This window comes from Aequorivita sinensis (genome assembly GCF_006346335.1).
Taxonomy (GTDB): Bacteria; Bacteroidota; Bacteroidia; order Flavobacteriales; family Flavobacteriaceae; genus Aequorivita; species Aequorivita sinensis.
In genome coordinates, this window is record NZ_VDMC01000003.1 from 110413 (window position 1) to 129026 (window position 18614).

Here is an 18614-nt window from a genome sequence, read left to right on the forward strand (position 1 = left end):
AATGATTACTTATTAATCCAGTTGGTTGAAAGATTCACTGTTTTAAGTACTTTTTTACTTCTTAAATAATTCTGAATTATATGTTGTGCATCTCGGTTGTTTTGCATTGGATTAATAATAGTCTTTAGTATTTCTGGGTTATTAATTTGATGGTTTAAGTTGTAAAATCCATAACCTTTGTACTTTCCACCTTCAATTAAAACAACAGCACGCTCTTCTACATCTCGCCCGCGATCGATTATCAACATATTTTGGTTTTCAAAGCTTTTCTTTTCTAGAAATGCTTTAACTCGTGCATTGTATTCTTCTGCAGGCTCTTTATTTATACAAGCTCCATAACACTCCTTAATTGTGTAGTTGAAGCATTGATTTTTAGAATCGTAAAGACCATTGAGTTTTTGACAAAGGTTATACTCTTCAGTGATTTTAAAAAGTTCCGATTTTGCCTGTTGAAAATTGCTAAATGTAATTATAGCTTTTTTACGGCCATCTGCTTTTTCAATACTTAAATTTATATAACCGTTTTCATCTACAAATGAAGTGAGCTGATGTGTATAGGAAGATCTGCGAAGGGCACGATTAAACATAGGTTTAATTTGCTTAATTTCTTCAGATTCTTTTAAAAGTGCTATTAGTTCACTTCCTGTTTTTTCAAAGCTAACCGATTTAACTTGCTGTTGAATTCTTTTCGACTTTCGATTTTCGCTAGTAAAATGTTGGCTAAGTCTTTTCTTGATATTTTTACTCTTTCCTATATAAATAACATCCCCCGCTTCATTTAGCATATAGTAAACACCGACTTCTGAAGGGATGTTTTCTACAAGATTGAGTAATTTGGAATCTAGTTTTTTCTTTGGGTCTTTTCGAACTGTTTCGCTAATAATTTGCTTTGAAGTGTCCTTAGCTAACAACATTTTGAAAAGTGAAACTGTTGCTTTTGCATCCCCTTGAGCGCGATGGCGGTCGGTAAGTGGAATTCCTAATGCACGTACTAATTTCCCTAAACTATAGGAAGGCATATCTGGAATTAGCTTTTTTGCCAATTCAACAGTACAAAGCGTTTGTTTTTCGAAAGGATAACCTAAACGATCAAATTCAGTGGTTAATATTCTATTGTCGAAAAGTGCATTGTGCGCTACCAAAATACAATCGTCTGTAATTTCTATAATACGTTTGGCTACTTCATAAAATTTCGGTGCTTGGCGTAACATCTCATTGTTAATTCCTGTTAGGTTAACCACAAATGGCTGAATGGGTCTTTCAGGATTAATTAAGCTTGAAAACTGATCGACTATTTCATGACCGTCAAACCTATAGATAGCAATCTCTGTAATGCCCTCTTCATTGTATTTTCCTCCCGTCGTTTCTATATCTAAAATTGCGTACATCTACCTTAGTTACTATTCAATAATTTAATTTTGTACTAATAGTTTCTTTCGCCAAATATAGCACTGCCTATACGCACCATATTGCTGCCATTCTCGATTGCAATTTTGTAGTCACCACTCATTCCCATACTCAAGATTTTTAATTCTGATTTTTCAATTTTGAATTGGTCAAAGACTTTTTTTAGTCTTTGAAACTCTTGTGAAATTTGCTTTTCATCGTCTGTAAATGTTGCCATTCCCATCAAACCAACAATCTTCACATTTTTAAAATTTTGTAATTCTTCAGAGTTTAGTAGCGCAGTTGCATCGGCTATATCCATTCCAAATTTACTGTCTTCTTCGGCAATTTTTATTTGAAGCAAACAATCAATGACTCTTTCATTTCTTTTGGCTTGTTTGTTTATTTCTTTTAAAAGCCTTAGGCTGTCAACTGCGTGAATTAAGCTTACAAATGGAGCTATATACTTCACTTTGTTGCGTTGCAGATGTCCAATCATATGCCATTGGATGTCTTTTGGCATTTCTTGCCATTTAGACTCCATTTCTTGAACTTTATTTTCACCAAAAACTTTATGACCTGCATTGTAGGCTTGCATCAAATCTGATACAGGTTTGGTTTTGGAAACCGCAATTAAGGTCACTTCATTAGGTAACTTACTTTTTAAATTCTTTAAATTTTCTGAAATCATTTTTCTCTTTCTTCTTAAACTTTCCCTCTTTATTTCAATTGTAATTAGAATTCATAAACCGTAACTCCGCTTCTAAGTTTAGGTTCAATATAAGTGCTTTTTGGGGGCATTTTTAAGCCTTCATCTGCTATTTTTCGCATTTCTTCCGTGGTAACAGGTAACACGCCAAAACCTACAGCAAATTCCCCTGAATCTACAACCGTTTTAACGTAAGCTAAATCTTTTTTACCATGTGAATATTCAATGCGTTTGTCTTTTCGTAAATCTTCAATGCCTAAAATAGGATTTAAAATTGTAACATATAAAATATGAGTATCTAAAGCATCAAGAGCATTTGTGATTTTATATTTGCTTTTACGAAGATGAAGTGAATAAAACTCCCCATCTAAATACATGCTAAAATGATTCACCTGAGATGGTTTATAGTATTCCATCCCTCGATTTTCGATTCTAAAATATTCATCGAGCTTTATTAAAAACTCTTGTTTTGTCAATCCATTTAAGTCTTTAACCAACCTATTGAATTCATATATTTTTAAATCGCTTTCAGGAATGAGGTAACTCATAAAAAAATTATATGGTTCCTCTCCAGTGTGATGCGGGTTTTCTTCTTTTAAATCTTTCGCTAAAAGATAAGAAGATGCCGAACGGTGATGTCCGTCTGCTATATACAACGATGGAATTTTTTCAAAGATGTCTTGAATTTTTTTCAAAAGCTCCTCATCATCTACATTCCACAGGTAATGCGTGTCTCGGTATGTTGTTGTAAACTCATACTCGGGTCTGTTTTGCATCACCAACTTTTTAATGTCTGTTAACTCCTGATTGTTTGGATAGGTAAGGAGTACAGCTTCAGCATTAAATCCTACAGTTTTTAAATATTCTTTAAAAGCTACTTCTCGGTATTCAAGAGTGTCTTCGTGCTTTTTAATTATATTGTTTTCATAATCTTGAACACTGGTTGCACCCACAAATCCATTGAAAACTAAGCCATCACGATTCACAATTTTATAAATGTAAAAGGAAGGCTTTTCGTCCTGCATAAAAATACCATCTTCTTTAAATTCTAAATAGCGATTTTTCACCAAGCCATAACGCTCTTCTCCAGAAATCTCCTTGTGATATCTAAAGCCTGGGTTTACAATATGTAAAAACGAAAATGGATTATCTCGTAATCGCGACTCTACCTGCAAAGCTGTATAGCTTTCATACGAGCGTGCGGCGAGTAAACTCACTTTGTCCCGTGTTGGGCGAACAGCTTTGAAGGGAATAATTTTGGCCATTTATTAAAATTCAATGAATGATTGTAATTAGCAGATCGCTTTAATGCTATTTTGAAAACATGGCAGCAACAACTTCTGCTTTTCTATTTTCGCTATAGTCGTAAAATCCTTCTCCGCTTTTAGCTCCTAGCTTTCCAGCCATAACCATATTCACCAATAATGGACAAGGCGCGTATTTCGGGTTTTTAAATCCGTCGTACATCACGTTTAAGATTGAAAGGCAAACATCAAGACCAATAAAATCGGCCAAAGCTAAAGGCCCCATTGGGTGCGCCATTCCTAGCATCATAACTGTATCTATTTCCTTAACGCCTGCAACACCATTATAAAGCGTTTCGATGGCTTCATTAATCATTGGCATTAAAATACGGTTTGCCACAAAGCCTGGATAATCGTTAACTTCAACAGGAACTTTGTTTAATTTTTTAGAAAGGTCTTCAATAACCTTGTAGGTTTCTTGGCTAGTGCTGTATCCTTTAATGATTTCAACCAACTTCATAATCGGCACTGGATTCATAAAGTGCATACCAATTACTTTTTCAGGTCTTTTAGTTACTGCAGCAATCTGAGTGATTGAGATTGAAGATGTGTTACTTGCTAGTATGGTATTCTCGTCGCAAAAATTCTCTAAATCGCGGAAAATCTTAAGTTTTAAATCTACATTTTCTGTAGCAGCCTCTACAACCAAGTCTGTTGCTTTTACACCTTTTTCTAAATCAGTAAAAGTTGTAATGTTGTTAAGCGTACGTGATTTGTCCTCTTCTGAAATTTTATCTTTTGCAACCATTCTATCCAAGTTTTTGGTGATAGTTGCTATTCCCCTATCAAGAGATTCTTGTGAAATATCAATTAGGTTTACTTTGTAATCGAATTGTGCGAAGGTGTGAGCGATACCATTACCCATTGTTCCTGCACCTATTACTGCTATATTTTTCATTTTAAAATCTTGAATTTATAATTCGTGTATCAATTTATGTTATCTATACTTTTTTGAAATTCTCTATAATCAACATTGCTACTCGCAATGCTTCAGTACCTTGTTTTAAAGAAACTTCAGGTGTTCTATCTGCTTTAATAGCATCGTAAAAACTTTCAAGTTCATCTAAAATAGCATTGTTTTCTTCAACCTGAGGGTTTTCAAAATAAATCTGCTTTTTTACGCCTTCTGCATTAGTCAATATCATTGCGTAATCATCAGGTTTTGTAGCTGCTTCTTTCATTTTCACCACTTCACATTTCTTTTCTAAGAAATCTACAGAAATATATGCATCACGCTGAAAGAATCGCGCTTTACGCATTTTTTTGAGTGAAATTCTACTGGCTGTTAAATTTGCTACACAACCGTTTTCAAACTCAATTCTTGCATTTGCAATATCTGGTGTTTCGCTAATTACCGAAACTCCACTCGCACTTACCGTTTTAACAGGGCTTTTTACTACACTTAAAATAGCGTCTATGTCGTGAATCATTAAGTCTAAAACTACAGAAACGTCGGTTCCGCGAGGGTTAAATTCTGACAGTCTGTGCGATTCAATAAACATCGGGTTGTGGATGTTGTCTTTTATAGCTTGAAAGGCAGGGTTAAAACGTTCAACTTGTCCAACCTGGCCGCGAACTTTCATCTCTTTAGCTAAATCACGAATTTCTTCTGCTTGCGCAACAGTTTCTGTGATGGGTTTTTCAATAAAAAGATGTTTTTTAGCTTTAAGAACTTTTTTAGCACATTCAAAATGTGTGCTTGTAGGTGTTACTACCACAACCATTTCACTAGCATCTATAAGGCTTTCCATAGTTGGAAAACTTTTATAGCCGAACTCAGATTCTATTTTTTCGGAAGCTTGTTTATCTGCATCGTAAAAACCAACAAGTTCGTATTTTGATGATTGTTGCAGTAGTTTTAAGTGTATTTTTCCTAAGTGTCCAGCACCTAGAACTCCAGCTTTTAACATTGACGTGTGTTTTTCACAAATGTAAGGGTTTTCAAGGGAAAGTTTAAAAGTTGAAGGGGTTAAAAGTTGAGTAGTTTAAGTGTTTTAAAATTTTGAACTTTATGAGCCGAGTCTATGATTTTATATGTTGATAAGTTTAATTGTAAGTTCAAGCAATGAAAATCATTAAGTTGGCCTGTTTTAGTAGTTGTGAAGGGAATTTGGTTTTTGAATATTGAAATTTATTTTGGAATTTGGTCCTCGCAAATTAAGGCTTATAAAGCTTATTTGGTTACTTTGTAACATAATTGTCTATCCCGAATTCTTCGGAAATAAAATCTAATAATGTGAAAGATACCTTTACTCATCAAGGAATGCGCAAGAGGCTTGTTGAAACTCTTAAAAAGAAAGGAATTGTAAATAACAATGTTCTGCAGGCTATAAGTACGATTCCAAGGCATCTCTTTATGGATTCTAGTTTTGTAGATCACGCTTATACCGATAAAGCTTTTCCTATTGCGGCAGATCAAACTATTTCTCAACCCTATACTGTAGCTAGACAAACAGAACTTTTAGAAGTTGAAAGGGGGGATAAAGTTCTTGAAATTGGAACTGGAAGCGGATATCAATCTGCCGTTCTTTTAGAATTAGGGGTGACTCTTTTTACCATTGAAAGGCAAAACGAACTCTTTAAAAAGACTAAATTATTTCTTCCGAAATTAGGTTATAAACCAAAGCGAATGATTTTTGGTGATGGGTATATTGGGTTAGAAGAGGAAGCTCCTTATGACGGAATTATAGTTACCGCAGGTGCACCTTTTGTACCAAATCCTTTATTGGCTCAGTTGAAAATTGGAGGGAAATTAGTGATTCCTGTAGGTGAAAATGTTCAGATAATGACGGTGTTTACTCGTAAATCTGAGACCGAATTTGTGAAAGAAGGGCACGGAGAATTCCGATTTGTACCTCTCCTAGAGGATAAAAACTAACGGTTTAAGTAAAACACTTCATTATTTTGGTTATCAGTGTCTTTTATAGCGCAACTTGGAATAAATCCAAAGCGTTTTAAGAGGTTTTTTGAAGGAGTATTCCTGTAATCTGTGTAAGCCACAATAGTTTCAAAACCTCTTTCAGTGAAGCCATAATTTAAAACTGCTTTTAGGGCCTCACTCATAAAACCTTTGCCTTGAAATTTAGGATCTAGGTCGTAACCAACCTCTGCAGTTTTTTTATCTTCTGAAAAATTCCAAAGACAAATCGAGCCAATTAATTCTGTTGAATCTTGTAAAGTTATCCCCCAAGTTATGGACTGATTTTTCTTTAATTGGCTGCTAATATTTGTAATATGTGCCACCGCCGTTTCAAAAGTTTGCGGCTCCCGTCTTTTAATGAATTTTGTGATTTCTTCATCTGAACGGAAATAATGAATTCGATCTACATCCGAAAGATTTATCTCACGTAGATGCAAACGTTCAGTTTTAAGAATAGGGAAGGGGGTGGCCATAAGTGCTTTTCTATATTATGAAATTTGTTTTTGAAATGAATTTACATTCAAAGCGAGGATATGTAATCATTGCTTTTTTAAAAACTCAATCAACTCCTCAAAAGATTCACTTGCGGCTTCTTGATTGTATTTTAATAAATAGTGTTTTTTACTGATAAATGGAATGATTCTGTAATACTTGCCTTTCGTTAAACTTTCAACATCATATCCGTGATAGGCTTCATCATAAACTTGAATGTTTACATTCTCTGCAATCATGTGCTCAAGGATATCGTCAACTTTTACAATTTTATCTCTTCCTCCCGTCATAATTAGAACTGGAACCTTTGGTTTTAACTTCATCTCATAGCCATTTGCGGGATAGAACATTGCAATTGACTTAATATGAAATTTCTCTAGTTGCGCTTTGTCATTTGCCAAAGGTATTAAGCCTAAGCCAGCACGTGACCAACCTACAATGCTTCCTTTGGAGTTTGGATAGATTCTTTCACTCTCTCTAGCCCATTTTAAAGCTTGTTCTAGCGTCCAAAGTATTTGAGAGGGCTCTTCTTCGTCAACATTTCTTTTGGATGCCTTATAAGCTGCAACGTTATCGACCAATAAAACAGAAATTCCTTCTGCATTAAGTTTTTTAGCTACGTTAAAATAGTGCGTAGTGTCTTTAAAAATCCTCAAACCTCCAGTTCCAGGTAGGAAAACAGCCCATTTGGAAGCATCGTAATTATCAGCTTTTTGAAAATGAAAAAAATCGGTCATTTTCGCACCTTTGGGTACTTTCTGCATTGGGATACAGCTTGTAAAAAGCGAAAATATGAGCAGGAGTTTAAATGTAATTTTCATCTTTTATTTTTAAAGAAATGATTTTCGCTATTGTCAATTTCATCACAATGAAATATATAACAAAAAAGATAATACGCTAATAATGATTTAGATAGATTGAATGCTTATAGTCTTAAAAGGTCTATAAACTTCAAACCAAATATGAAAGCGCCTTGACTACCACCGTTGTAATAGGAGCGAACATAATCTACGCGGAGGAGTCTAAATTTTCCAAAACCAAGATTGTCGATACCGATTGAAACTTCGGAATAAGGCTTTCTTTCTTCAGTACTTAAAAAATGTGCTCCTGCCACTAAGTTGAGGTTTAACTGATTTATTCCTGGAATTTTACCTAAAATCCATCCGCGGAAGTCGTGTTCTAAATGCCCTTCAAAATAACTTTTATTGGTGCTGAATTCGTAATAGGGCATTAGGTTGAATACATTAGTATAATTTGGCGAAGTGCCCACTCTTGTTTGATTTCCGTTGAAATGTTTGTAATCTATAAATGAAATTCCTTCACCGTTTGCGATGGTTCCTCCTTTTAAATTGTAATAAAATTGACCTTTATTTCCTAAAGAAATTGATTGATTTAAACTCGCTTCTAAGTGGGTATAATCGTAGTAGCTTTCAGTAATAGCGGTTCCATTTTCTACTGAAATATTCAGTTCAGGAAATTTATTATCACCAATATTAAATTTCATATCTGGATTTGAAAAATACTTTTGAGCGAAATTAATTCGAGCTCGTAACTTACTCTTTACAATGTTGTGTTCTGAAATTGCAGCATTGGTGAAGTCGTTTGGAAATAGGGGATTATTACTTGTGTAACTTACATCCTTATTCGGAATTGTAACATAGTCGGTATTGTTAAAGAGCGGTTGACGGTTTTCATAGGCAACAGATGCATATAAGTGCAGTCCGTTAAAAACTTCCTGACTATAGGCCAGACGTCCGTAATTAAGCTCGTAAAGCTTCATATAATTTCTTTCAAAGAAAAGCGTGGCGATTGTGTTTATTAGTGGAGATATGGGCTCCTCATCGTTAAACTGAGCAACCTTGCTTCCTCCTGAGAGTGAAAAACGCAGCTTGTTCTTCCAATTGAAGTTTCTAAGAATGCCAGCTGTAAATCGAAGTCGGTCTTCGGCAATTCCATAATCTGCTCTAACGGCTGCCGATAGCGTGTTTGTTTGGTTATCATCGTACCATTTAAAGAAAGTTAATCCAGCTTTACTGTTCCATCCTTGTACAGTGTTGAAGTTTACCCCTCTTATTGGCCCTTCGTATCCCACCGACCACTTGTTGTATGAGTTTTTGTAAGTATAGCCGGTTAATAGGCTCATTACTCCAGGTTTATTTGATTTAGCATCTATAGAATCTAAATATTTCTTCGAGCTTCTCAATACTTGAAGGCTGTCTTTCTTAATGTAATCTTTAAGTTCTTCATTGGTTAGTGGCACTGGACGAATTCCTTTCCAAAATAGACTGTCTTTTTTATTAGCTTCTGGTTTAAAGGAAAGTACTTCGTTGGTAAATGACTTTTTAGTGAATTCAGGTTTAAAATCGTAATTACTATAAACAGCAATAAAACGGCCATCTCCTTTCATTCCTAAAAGGCCAAACCCAAAATCGATAGTTTGAGAAAGCTTAACCCAAAAATCATTATCGGTGTCGTATTTATAATTCTGCTTAATCAATAAATCACTTACAAAAGGTATCTGAATTGCACTTCCTGTAGTAGAGAGTTCTACGCCGTAAAGTTGCCAATCCTCTTCAACTATATAAAGATATCCATGCCATACTCGGTCTTTAGGGCGTTTAGGTGTAACTTTAATTTTATTGATAAGCTTTGTGCCTTCATAAAAAACTCCATCGAGTTTATAGTTGTAATAGCTTAAGGCATTATTTGCAATTGGCGAAACAAGAGCAGCATTTAGTTCTACCGTATTTTCGTAAAATGAAATATTTGCACTTTGCGCACTGTTGAAGCTAAATCCGTTATCATTACCGCTTACTTTACTTGCAATAATTTTTTCAGTGAATTTGTCAGGTTTTTGATAGGCTATTTCCGAAATAGTTTCCGATAGGTAAACTATTCCTGTACGTGTACTGTCTAGCGCCCCATCAAAATCACCAACTTCTTGTCCGAAAATTTTCTCTGGAACATCTTTCACGTGCCACAGTCCTCTCGAATAGAAGTCGGCAGTGTATTCGCTTAGTTTTTCTAAGTTTTCTTTACGCTGTTCAATTGTCTTGCGAATAATGCGATAGGCGGGGTCTTCTGAAGTATCTACAACTACTTCATCTAAACTTGTTGTTTCTTCTTCAAGTGATATGTTTAAGATATAAGGAAAAGATGCAGCCGTGATATTTTTGGTTAACGTTTTATAACCTAAAAACTGAAATGAAACTTTGTATTCTTTCTTATCAGATACGTTTAAAGAGTAGTTACCGTCGTCATTTGTTGTAGTTCCTATATAGCTATTTTGAAGATAAATATTGACATAGGGTAGTGGTTCACCATTAGTGTCGGTTACTTTTCCTACTATCTGAGCAGAAATAGTTGTTGAAATTAATACGAAAACTAGAAGAAGTAATTTTATTTTCATCAGTATTTTGGAAGATTAGTTATTGCAAAATACTAATAAAAAAGTTTACATTTTGCTAAAGTATTGTTATCGGAAATGTAATCAAAACTTCTTTTAGTTAGAAGAATACGAAGATGCTAAAACTGTGAAAACAACTAATTATTAAAGGATTTCTTAATTCTGCTAAGTTGTTTTTTGGTATCTCTTTCTTTTATGGTTTCCCTTTTGTCGTATAGTTTTTTACCTCGAGCAAGAGCGATATCTATTTTAGCTAACCCTTTGTTATTAGTGAAAAGCACTAATGGTATAATGGTTAATCCAGAGTTTTTAACTTCTTTTTCAAGTTTCTTTAATTCACTTCGATTGAGAAGAAGTTTACGTTCACTTTTAGGGCTGTGGTTGTAATGAGTAGCGTGGCTATACTCTTGAATAGTCATGTTTATGACAAAGAGTTCACCTTTACTATTGAATTCACAAAAGCTTTCAGCAATCGAGGCCTTACCTTCTCGGATGGCTTTTATTTCGGTTCCGCGTAAAACAATGCCTGCAGTGAAAGTATCGAGAATCTCATACTCAAACCTAGCTTTACGATTTTTAATTTTTACGTTTTTCTGAATTGCCATAGATGCAAAAATAGAATGAATAAAGAAGAATTTCTAAATTTTATTATAAAATCCGAAAAGAAGATGTTATTCCACTTTAAAAGTCTCTACGTTTCGGTTGTTTCCATCGATAGATACCTTAAAAAGTGTTGTATTATCGCTATCATTCATGTCTTTAAATTTTTGTTCTCCTATAAGTTTGTTTACCAGCATAGGGGTAGTATTGCTGTGGCCCGAAATGATAACGGTTTTACCATTGGTTTCTTTTAGAAAGTCTTCAGAGTATAATGTGTTTGGATTGTAAGTTTTAGGAGAAATTGCTTTTTGCTGAGCAATAAAGGAAACTGTCTGCTTGGTTCTAATGTATTTAGTTACGTAAATCTCGTCTATTTTGATTGTCTCGAAATATTTCGCCCAATTTTTTGCACGCATCATTCCATCTATGTTAAGACTAGGATCTTCATTTTCAGGATCTGTTCTATCCTTTTCGGCATGACGAATTAAATAATATGTTGCTTTATATAGTGGGGTTTTTACTTCATTAGTTTCCTCTGAAGACTGTTCATTTATGTTTTTATCTTTTTGTTGCCCACAAAATGTAAAAAGCGACGTAAAAATTAATAATAATAAAAATTGCTTCATAGTGCTGTGTTTTAAATAACATCATTTAAGACTTGTTAGCAAAGTTATAACTTAATTCAAAGAACCTTTAGGGTTTCATTAATATAAAATCTCAGGGAAGACATGTAATTTTATAGTATCAAAAAAAATAATTAATTAAACTAAAATCAAAAAGCTATGAACGAAGATCAGTTTAAAGGAAAATGGAATCAAGTAAAAGGTAAGTTTAAGCAACAATTTGCAGACATTACCGATGACGATTTAATGTACGCTGAAGGAAAGTCTGATGAATTACTTGGTCGCCTTCAAGAGAAAACGGGTAAAACCAAAGAACAATTAAAGGATATGATAGATAAGTGGTAGTTATTTCTAAACTATAGTTACTGCTTTATTTAAAGCCAGGCCCATCAAAATTCAATAATAGAATTTTGATGGGCTTTTTGTTGTGTCTAATTTTTCTACAAATACAGAGCAGCTTCTAGCAGTTTATTTTTTATTCACTAAATAAAAAGTAGGTGTTCACTAAATAAGCGTACTAAAGAATAAATTAGTTAATAGTTTTATAGAAATTTTGATATTAAAACTGCACTAACCATTTAAATTAATAATAAAATGAAAATATTTTCACTTGCACTTTTGTTTCTATTTATTTCGCTACAATCTTACTGTCAAGAACCTATATATTTTCAAAATGGCAATGGTATTTTGAAAGGAAACCTTAATCAAGGTAAGCCTATGGAGGATTTATCTTGGGCGTGGAAAAGTAATAATGCATGTTTCCCAGAAACGCAAAAAAATAAATTTACAGGAAATCATGTGTTATATTATACCGATTTACCGGCTTATTCCGAAATGGAAGTAACGGTGGTTCCTAAAAATCGTAGAGCTAATTTTAGCATTTACGCATATCAAGTTGGAACAGTTTCGGAGAAAAATATAGTACCTAATTTATACAGTTGCGTGAGTTGTGAAGCTGAACATAAATGGGATTTTAAAAAAAGAGGAAGAACTCAGAATCATACGCGTACAGTAAAAAATTTAACGGCTATTGCAAATCCTTTCCAAGTGGTAATTGGTGTGACAGGAGCAAATGGATTGGCTGAGGGCGAATATGAACTTCATGTAAAACTTAAAACTAGATAAAAAAATCCCCCAAACCTTCGCTTGGGGGATTTTCATAGAATAGTAATACTAAATTATTCTACTATATTCTCTTGGTTTCTAAACACAAGATTATCATTAAAACTATCTAGCAGTATAATACTTTCTGTAGTTATTTTTCCTCCGAGAATTTCCTTAGATAGCTCGTTTAGAACTTCTCGCTGTACAACTCTCTTCACTGGTCTTGCTCCAAATTGAGGGTCGTAACCTTTCTCCGCTAAATAATCGATAGCTTCAGGTGTAGCGTCTAAAACAATATTTTGTTTCAGCAACATTTTAGACACACCTTTCAATTGAAGTTCCACAATTTTGCGGATGTCTGTTCTTGAGAGTGGTGTAAACATTATAATGTCGTCAATTCGGTTTAAGAATTCTGGACGAACTGTTTGTTTTAGTAATGCTAATACTTCAGTTTTAGCACCTTCCATTGCAGTATCCGGATCTTTCACCGCTTCAAAACGCTCTTGAATTATCTGACTACCCATATTACTAGTCATAATAATTATGGTGTTTTTGAAATCTGCTAATCGTCCTTTGTTGTCTGTCAACCTACCTTCATCCAAAACCTGTAATAAAATATTAAATGTATCAGGGTGTGCTTTTTCAATTTCGTCTAGCAACACCACGCTATAAGGTTTACGACGTACAGCTTCGGTTAATTGTCCACCTTCGTCATATCCCACATATCCTGGAGGTGCACCAACTAAGCGGCTCACACTGTGTCTTTCCTGATACTCACTCATATCAATTCGCGTCATGGCACTTTCATCATCGAATAGATATTCAGCTAAGGCCTTAGCTAGCTCGGTTTTACCTACACCAGTTGTTCCTAAAAATAAGAAACTACCAATTGGTTTTTTTTCGTCCTGCAATCCTGCGCGGCTTCTTCTAATGGCGTCACTTACTGCAACTATTGCTTCGTGTTGACCAACTACTCGTTTGTGAAGCTCATCTTCTAAAACTAATAGTTTTTCACGTTCACTTTGAAGCATTTTGGTAACTGGAACTCCAGTCCATTTTGCAACAACTTCAGCAATATCTTCTCGAGTAACTTCTTCTTTAATTAAAGATGTGCTTTCGTCATTTTCCGCCAATTGCGTTTCAAGTTTGGTAAGCTTTTCCTGGGCTTCTTTAATTTTTCCGTAACGAAGCTCTGCTACTTTTCCAAAATCGCCATCTCGTTCAGCGCGTTCAGCTTCCAGCTTATACTCTTCAATTTCCTTTTTCAGATTCTGAACATTATCTACTACTTCTTTCTCACTTTGCCACTTTGCATTAAGTTCATTTCGTTCTTCTTTTAAATTGGCTAATTCTGAATGTAGAGACTTCAACTTAACTTCGTCGTTTTCACGTTTTATCGCTTCAATTTCAATCTCAAGTTGCATTATCTTTCTGTCTAAAACATCTAGTTCTTCAGGCTTAGAGTTGATTTCCATTCTAAGTTTACTAGCTGCTTCATCCATTAAGTCAATGGCTTTATCTGGAAGGAAACGGTTTGTAATATATCTTTCTGAAAGTTCAACGGCAGCAATAATGGCTTCGTCTTTAATGCGTACCTTATGGTGGGTTTCGTACTTTTCTTTAATTCCTCGTAATATTGAAATTGCACTTTCAGTATCAGGTTCATCTACAACAACTCTTTGGAATCGACGCTCTAAGGCTTTGTCTTTTTCAAAATACTTTTGGTATTCATCAAGCGTTGTTGCTCCTATTGCACGTAATTCACCACGGGCTAATGCTGGTTTTAAGATGTTCGCGGCATCCATTGCACCTTGTCCACCTCCAGCACCTACTAGAGTATGTATCTCGTCGATAAAAAGAACAATGTCTCCTTCGCTTGAAGTTACTTCCTTAATAACAGCTTTTAATCGCTCTTCGAATTCCCCTTTGTATTTGGCTCCGGCGATTAACGCACCCATATCTAATGAATAAATTTCTTTAGTCTTTAAATTTTCAGGTACATCCCCGTCCACTATTCTGTGAGCAAGACCCTCAGCAATTGCAGTTTTACCAGTTCCTGGTTCTCCAACAAGCATTGGGTTGTTTTTAGTTCTTCTAGAAAGAATTTGTAGAATTCTTCTTATTTCTTCATCACGACCAATTACTGGATCCATCTTGCCATCACGAGCTAGTTGATTCAGGTTTTTAGCGTATTTGTTTAATGAATTATAGGTTTCTTCAGCACTTTGTGAAGTTACTTTTTCGCCACCTCGTAATTCCTGAATAGCAGCTTTCATCCCTTTTTCGGTTACTCCTTGGTCTTTTAGACTTAGGGCAATAGCACTTTTAGAATTTAAAATTGCCAATAGAAGATGTTCAATAGAAACAAATTCATCGCCCATTTTTTTAGCAATATTGCTCGCTTCAAGTACAGCTTTATTGGCTTCACGTGAAAGCATAATATCACCACCAGAAACTTTAGGGAAACTTTCTAGTTGCTTTTCTAAAATCTGTTTAAGGGTAACAAGGTTTACATTTAATTTTTTTAAAATAAATGGTGTGGCATTTTCATCCACCTCAAATATAGCTTTGAGTATGTGTTCGTTTTCAATTTGCTGATGGCCAAATCCCTGCGCTATTTGCTGCGCTTTTTGGATGGCCTCCTGACTTTTTATGGTAAAATTGTTAAAGTTCATATATAATATTCTTTTTTTGCTTTTTGTTTATTTCTTTCGGCTTCGTTTATAGAGCGAAAGTTATTGTGCTTAGTCGAATTACAAATACAAAGCCATTATAAAATTAAGACAAAATGTCTGTAATAATCAGTCATTTAACAGACATTATGACCGTTGTTTTTAGCTTTTATCATTTCATTTAGATATTTATGACAATAGAACTTGTAGCTTTGTAAAAAAGAAATTATTATGGGACTATTTGATATGTTTAAATCACCAAGAGATGCTGCTAAAGAGGAAATAGTAGAAACTCCTTGGCACGTTTTAGGTAAAATAGAGCAATTAGACGATTTAGTAGCACAGTCTAAAACAAAACCAGTTGCAATTTTTAAACACTCCACTCGATGTGGTGTGAGTCGTGGCGTCCTAAAGATGTTCGAAAAAAATTATAGCTTAAATGACGATCAGCTAAAATTGTATTTTCTAGATTTGTTGCAAAATCGCGATATTTCAAATGAAATAGCAACACGTTTTAAAGTAAACCACGAAAGCCCACAGCTTATTGTAATTAAAGATGGGGTAGTGGTGCACCACGATTCACATAACGGCATTGATGCTGCTGACCTCACAAAATTTATTTAACTATAGTTTAGTACTTTTAACTACTTTATTTAAAATGGGTTGTTTATTAGAATTTCCCTGAAATTCTCCTTTATAACTGTACCAGCATCAAAAACCATTTGTTCGTTGCTTGGGAAAATTATAAAATGATTGGTTAGAAGTTGCATATCTTCATTAGATAATGCACGTTTGTCTCCACGGTATTTTAAAAACACATTTTCAAAAATAAATTCTGCTGAAAGAGGGAAGTTTTTTATCCTCCTTCTATTGTTTAAGTCTTTATAGACTACTTCACCTCCAACAAACACACTTTTCTGTTGCGTGGTAATAGTTACTAAGGCCGAAACATCTTTAACCTTATCGATTTTTATTGGGTTGCCAAGGCTGTCTTTTATAATATTTCCACCTCTGTCATATTTGTAGTCGTAACCATCCTTTACACGTTCTTCTCTAGTGAATTGTCTTTCTGAAATACGTTCAGGAGAAATTTGAATTGTTTGAAAATTCAGATCTATACCTAAATCGTAGTTAATACCTTGCTCAGGTTTTCCGTGATATTCTTTCCAAAATTCATTTAAGTCGTAGGTGTTAAAATCTAATAAATCTTGTTCCAATCTAAATGGGATAAATTGTCCTGTGTGATTGTTTAATTCAACTAAAACGAAATCGGTTCCATAAAAATGAGCATCTTCCTTTAGTTTTTTTACGTCCCGATAATTTGGTTGCACTTCGTCTATTTCACATAAAACATTGAATGCACTACGGAAATCTTTTTTCAAATTACTATTTAAATATAATTGAGCTTCTTGATATAGAGCATTTAGATAATTTTCTTTTGAATTGAGTATTTCATTTGAATAATCGGAAAAAACGAAGTTTGCTTTCCGTCCCATTTCAAGACTGTGTAGCGGTAGGAGGGGGCGAATTTTATTTTGGCGATCTTTTAAGTCTAGGTATGAGTAGTAGACTTTTTTAGCACTCGAAGTTGATTTATCTTTTTTAAGAAACTCAATTTCACGCAAGTCCCTATCCGTAGCTTTTAAAAATGCAACTTCTAAAAGTTTGATGTGTGTGTCGAATTCTTTAGCAGTTTTATCTTTTTGAAGTTTTTTAACCGCAAGATTTATAGCTTCATCGTAATTCCCTTGAGAAACAAATCTCTCAGTTCGTTTTACGCTATTACAAGAAAAACTTAAAAGTGCTGTAAATAAAAGAATGTAATAAGCTTTCATAATAATTTGGATTAGTTGTGAAAGCTAAAATACAATAGTAGTACCAATTTTTAGATAAATACTTAATCGTATATTAATTGGGGTAAATAAAAAACCACGAAAACACTAATATATTATCATTTTAGCGTTTCCGTGGTTTAATAAAATTGAATTTTTATTGCTTTATCGCTGGAAGTAGTTTTGTTCTACATTCACCAAAGCCAATACGCACTTTGTCATTTTTACAGTATCCTCTTAAAATTACGGTGTCGTTATCGTTTATGAACTTTCTTTCCGTACCATCCGAAAGAGTGATAGGTTTAGCACCGCGCCAAGTAAGTTCTAGCATTGAACCATAAGAATCTGGAGTTGGTCCAGAAATAGTTCCGCTTCCCATCATATCACCGCTATTTACATTACATCCATTTACAGTATGATGCGCAAGTTGCTGAGCCATATTCCAATACATATATTTAAAGTTGGAAGTAGAAACTTTTGTTTCGGCTGCATTCTCTGGAGCGATATAAACTTCAAGGTTGATGTCGTAGCTTTTCTTTCCTTTATACTGAAGATAAGGTAGCTGTTCTCTTTCAGGTTTTGGACCTTCTACTTTATAAGGTTGAAGTGCATCTAAAGTTACAATCCAAGGTGATATAGAAGAAGCGAAGTTTTTCGCTAAGAATGGTCCAAGAGGAACATATTCCCACTTTTGAATATCACGAGCACTCCAATCGTTGAAAAGTACTAATCCGAAAATGTAATCTTCAGCTTCATTTACAGGAATCGGTTCACCTAAAGCATTGGCATCAGTAGTGATAAAAGCCATTTCAAGCTCAAAATCAACTAGTTTTGACGGACCAAAAACAGGTTCGGTAGCTCCTTCAGGCATAGTTTGTCCCCAAGGTCTACGAGCATTAATTCCACTAGGTATAATAGACGAACTTCTTCCGTGGTATCCAACAGGGATGTGAAGCCAGTTTGGCATTAAAGCATTTTCTTTTCCGCGAAACATCGTTCCCACATTTGTTGCGTGCTCTTTACTTGAATAAAAATCGGTGTAATCTCCTACTTGTACAGGAAGCTGCATTTCTATTTCATCCATAGTAAATAGAATGTGCTTTCTGTGATTTTCATTATCGCGAAGCTCAGGATTTTCCTTATCGAAAATATCGGCAATTCGGTTACGTACCAAACGCCAAGTTTTTCTTCCGTCGCTTATAAAATCATTTAATGTGTCTTGAAGAAAAATATCATCAGTAAGGTCAATTCCTTTGAAATAGCCTAATTGATGTAAAGCACCTAGGTCTATAGCATAGTCTCCTATACGGGTGCCGATAGTAATAATATCATCTCTGGTTAAGAAAACGCCAAAAGGGATATTTTGAATTGGAAAATCTGTATCTGGATTAGTTTCGAGCCAGGTTTTTCGATTAGGGTCATTAGCTGTTATAGGCATTTTTTAATATCTTTTATAGTTGTGAAATAAAACTAAGTAAAAATTATTCGAATTACTGAAATTCAAGGAATTAATTATGGAATAAGAATAGTTTGTAACTTATGTTTTGTTCATTAAATTCTTCATCA

General features: G+C 34.4%; 17 protein-coding genes. 4 read left to right on the forward strand and 13 right to left on the reverse strand.

Features of this window, described 5'->3' with window-relative positions:
* Positions 1-5 precede the first annotated feature (5 nt).
* From FHP04_RS06220 to FHP04_RS06240, 5 genes are read right to left on the reverse strand one after another with little or no spacing between them, the layout of a single operon-like run.
* The gene (locus FHP04_RS06220; RefSeq protein ID WP_139855138.1) at positions 6-1388 is read right to left on the reverse strand and encodes an exonuclease domain-containing protein; all 1383 of its coding nucleotides are present in this window, start codon (positions 1386-1388) and stop codon (positions 6-8) included.
* Between the two features lie 35 nt (positions 1389-1423).
* Positions 1424-2077 (reverse strand): YggS family pyridoxal phosphate-dependent enzyme, encoded by a 654-nt coding sequence (locus FHP04_RS06225; protein ID WP_139855139.1) that lies wholly within the window; start codon positions 2075-2077, stop codon positions 1424-1426.
* A 44-nt stretch (positions 2078-2121) separates the two neighbouring features.
* The gene (locus tag FHP04_RS06230) at positions 2122-3360 is read right to left on the reverse strand and encodes a DUF1015 domain-containing protein (RefSeq protein ID WP_139855140.1); all 1239 of its coding nucleotides are present in this window, start codon (positions 3358-3360) and stop codon (positions 2122-2124) included.
* A 46-nt stretch (positions 3361-3406) separates the two neighbouring features.
* Positions 3407-4297, reverse strand: coding sequence for a 3-hydroxybutyryl-CoA dehydrogenase (locus FHP04_RS06235; protein WP_139855141.1), 891 nt, complete (start codon positions 4295-4297; stop codon positions 3407-3409).
* A gap of 43 nt (positions 4298-4340) precedes the next feature.
* Entirely contained in the window at positions 4341-5309 is a 969-nt protein-coding gene (locus FHP04_RS06240) for a Gfo/Idh/MocA family protein (RefSeq protein ID WP_139855142.1), read from the reverse strand.
* A gap of 326 nt (positions 5310-5635) precedes the next feature.
* On the opposite strand from FHP04_RS06240, the gene FHP04_RS06245 reads away from it, so the two are divergent.
* On the forward strand, positions 5636-6277 hold the full coding sequence (locus FHP04_RS06245; RefSeq protein ID WP_139855143.1) for a protein-L-isoaspartate(D-aspartate) O-methyltransferase: 642 nt from the start codon (positions 5636-5638) through the stop codon (positions 6275-6277).
* On the opposite strand, the gene FHP04_RS06250 is transcribed toward FHP04_RS06245, so the two are convergent.
* From FHP04_RS06250 to FHP04_RS06270, 5 genes are all read right to left on the reverse strand, one after another.
* The gene (locus FHP04_RS06250; protein WP_139855144.1) at positions 6274-6792 is read right to left on the reverse strand and encodes a GNAT family N-acetyltransferase; all 519 of its coding nucleotides are present in this window, start codon (positions 6790-6792) and stop codon (positions 6274-6276) included. The genes FHP04_RS06245 and FHP04_RS06250 overlap by 4 nt on opposite strands.
* Before the next feature lie 66 nt (positions 6793-6858).
* Positions 6859-7575 (reverse strand): dienelactone hydrolase family protein, encoded by a 717-nt coding sequence (locus FHP04_RS06255; RefSeq protein WP_158319122.1) that lies wholly within the window; start codon positions 7573-7575, stop codon positions 6859-6861.
* A gap of 161 nt (positions 7576-7736) precedes the next feature.
* Positions 7737-10220 (reverse strand): DUF5686 and carboxypeptidase regulatory-like domain-containing protein, encoded by a 2484-nt coding sequence (locus tag FHP04_RS06260; protein WP_139855146.1) that lies wholly within the window; start codon positions 10218-10220, stop codon positions 7737-7739.
* Between the two features lie 134 nt (positions 10221-10354).
* A complete protein-coding gene (smpB, locus tag FHP04_RS06265) occupies positions 10355-10822 on the reverse strand; it encodes an SsrA-binding protein SmpB (RefSeq protein WP_139855147.1) in 468 nt (155 codons plus the stop codon).
* 66 nt (positions 10823-10888) lie between these two features.
* Entirely contained in the window at positions 10889-11443 is a 555-nt protein-coding gene (locus tag FHP04_RS06270; protein WP_139855148.1) for a SixA phosphatase family protein, read from the reverse strand.
* 156 nt (positions 11444-11599) lie between these two features.
* Between FHP04_RS06270 and FHP04_RS06275 the strand changes: the two genes are divergently transcribed.
* The gene (locus FHP04_RS06275) at positions 11600-11785 is read left to right on the forward strand and encodes a CsbD family protein (RefSeq protein WP_139855149.1); all 186 of its coding nucleotides are present in this window, start codon (positions 11600-11602) and stop codon (positions 11783-11785) included.
* A 249-nt stretch (positions 11786-12034) separates the two neighbouring features.
* On the forward strand, positions 12035-12565 hold the full coding sequence (locus FHP04_RS06280; RefSeq protein WP_139855150.1) for a hypothetical protein: 531 nt from the start codon (positions 12035-12037) through the stop codon (positions 12563-12565).
* Positions 12566-12618: 53 nt separating this feature from the next.
* Here FHP04_RS06280 and clpB read toward each other — a convergent pair whose 3' ends face one another.
* On the reverse strand, positions 12619-15219 hold the full coding sequence (gene clpB, locus FHP04_RS06285; protein ID WP_139855151.1) for an ATP-dependent chaperone ClpB: 2601 nt from the start codon (positions 15217-15219) through the stop codon (positions 12619-12621).
* A gap of 228 nt (positions 15220-15447) precedes the next feature.
* Here clpB and ytxJ point away from each other — a divergent pair, with 228 nt between their 5' ends.
* The gene (gene ytxJ, locus FHP04_RS06290) at positions 15448-15840 is read left to right on the forward strand and encodes a bacillithiol system redox-active protein YtxJ (protein ID WP_139855152.1); all 393 of its coding nucleotides are present in this window, start codon (positions 15448-15450) and stop codon (positions 15838-15840) included.
* A 29-nt stretch (positions 15841-15869) separates the two neighbouring features.
* On the opposite strand, the gene FHP04_RS06295 is transcribed toward ytxJ, so the two are convergent.
* Both FHP04_RS06295 and fahA read right to left on the reverse strand, forming a co-directional pair.
* Entirely contained in the window at positions 15870-17051 is a 1182-nt protein-coding gene (locus FHP04_RS06295; protein WP_139855153.1) for a hypothetical protein, read from the reverse strand.
* A 154-nt stretch (positions 17052-17205) separates the two neighbouring features.
* Positions 17206-18486 (reverse strand): fumarylacetoacetase, encoded by a 1281-nt coding sequence (gene fahA, locus FHP04_RS06300; protein ID WP_139855154.1) that lies wholly within the window; start codon positions 18484-18486, stop codon positions 17206-17208.
* Positions 18487-18614 lie beyond the last annotated feature (128 nt).

What these genes read in the sequence shown, in the direction of transcription:
- FHP04_RS06220 (WP_139855138.1), bottom strand. Translation starts at nt 1,388, where the DNA reads ATGTACGCAATTTTAGATATAGAAACGACGGGAGGAAAATACAATGAA.
- FHP04_RS06225 (WP_139855139.1), bottom strand. Translation starts at nt 2,077, where the DNA reads ATGATTTCAGAAAATTTAAAGAATTTAAAAAGTAAGTTACCTAATGAA.
- FHP04_RS06230 (WP_139855140.1), bottom strand. Translation starts at nt 3,360, where the DNA reads ATGGCCAAAATTATTCCCTTCAAAGCTGTTCGCCCAACACGGGACAAA.
- FHP04_RS06235 (WP_139855141.1), bottom strand. Translation starts at nt 4,297, where the DNA reads ATGAAAAATATAGCAGTAATAGGTGCAGGAACAATGGGTAATGGTATC.
- FHP04_RS06240 (WP_139855142.1), bottom strand. Translation starts at nt 5,309, where the DNA reads ATGTTAAAAGCTGGAGTTCTAGGTGCTGGACACTTAGGAAAAATACAC.
- FHP04_RS06250 (WP_139855144.1), bottom strand. Translation starts at nt 6,792, where the DNA reads ATGGCCACCCCCTTCCCTATTCTTAAAACTGAACGTTTGCATCTACGT.
- FHP04_RS06255 (WP_158319122.1), bottom strand. Translation starts at nt 7,575, where the DNA reads ATGCAGAAAGTACCCAAAGGTGCGAAAATGACCGATTTTTTTCATTTT.
- FHP04_RS06260 (WP_139855146.1), bottom strand. Translation starts at nt 10,220, where the DNA reads ATGAAAATAAAATTACTTCTTCTAGTTTTCGTATTAATTTCAACAACT.
- smpB (WP_139855147.1), bottom strand. Translation starts at nt 10,822, where the DNA reads ATGGCAATTCAGAAAAACGTAAAAATTAAAAATCGTAAAGCTAGGTTT.
- FHP04_RS06270 (WP_139855148.1), bottom strand. Translation starts at nt 11,443, where the DNA reads ATGAAGCAATTTTTATTATTATTAATTTTTACGTCGCTTTTTACATTT.
- FHP04_RS06275 (WP_139855149.1), top strand. Translation starts at nt 11,600, where the DNA reads ATGAACGAAGATCAGTTTAAAGGAAAATGGAATCAAGTAAAAGGTAAG.
- FHP04_RS06280 (WP_139855150.1), top strand. Translation starts at nt 12,035, where the DNA reads ATGAAAATATTTTCACTTGCACTTTTGTTTCTATTTATTTCGCTACAA.
- clpB (WP_139855151.1), bottom strand. Translation starts at nt 15,219, where the DNA reads ATGAACTTTAACAATTTTACCATAAAAAGTCAGGAGGCCATCCAAAAA.
- ytxJ (WP_139855152.1), top strand. Translation starts at nt 15,448, where the DNA reads ATGGGACTATTTGATATGTTTAAATCACCAAGAGATGCTGCTAAAGAG.
- FHP04_RS06295 (WP_139855153.1), bottom strand. Translation starts at nt 17,051, where the DNA reads ATGAAAGCTTATTACATTCTTTTATTTACAGCACTTTTAAGTTTTTCT.
- fahA (WP_139855154.1), bottom strand. Translation starts at nt 18,486, where the DNA reads ATGCCTATAACAGCTAATGACCCTAATCGAAAAACCTGGCTCGAAACT.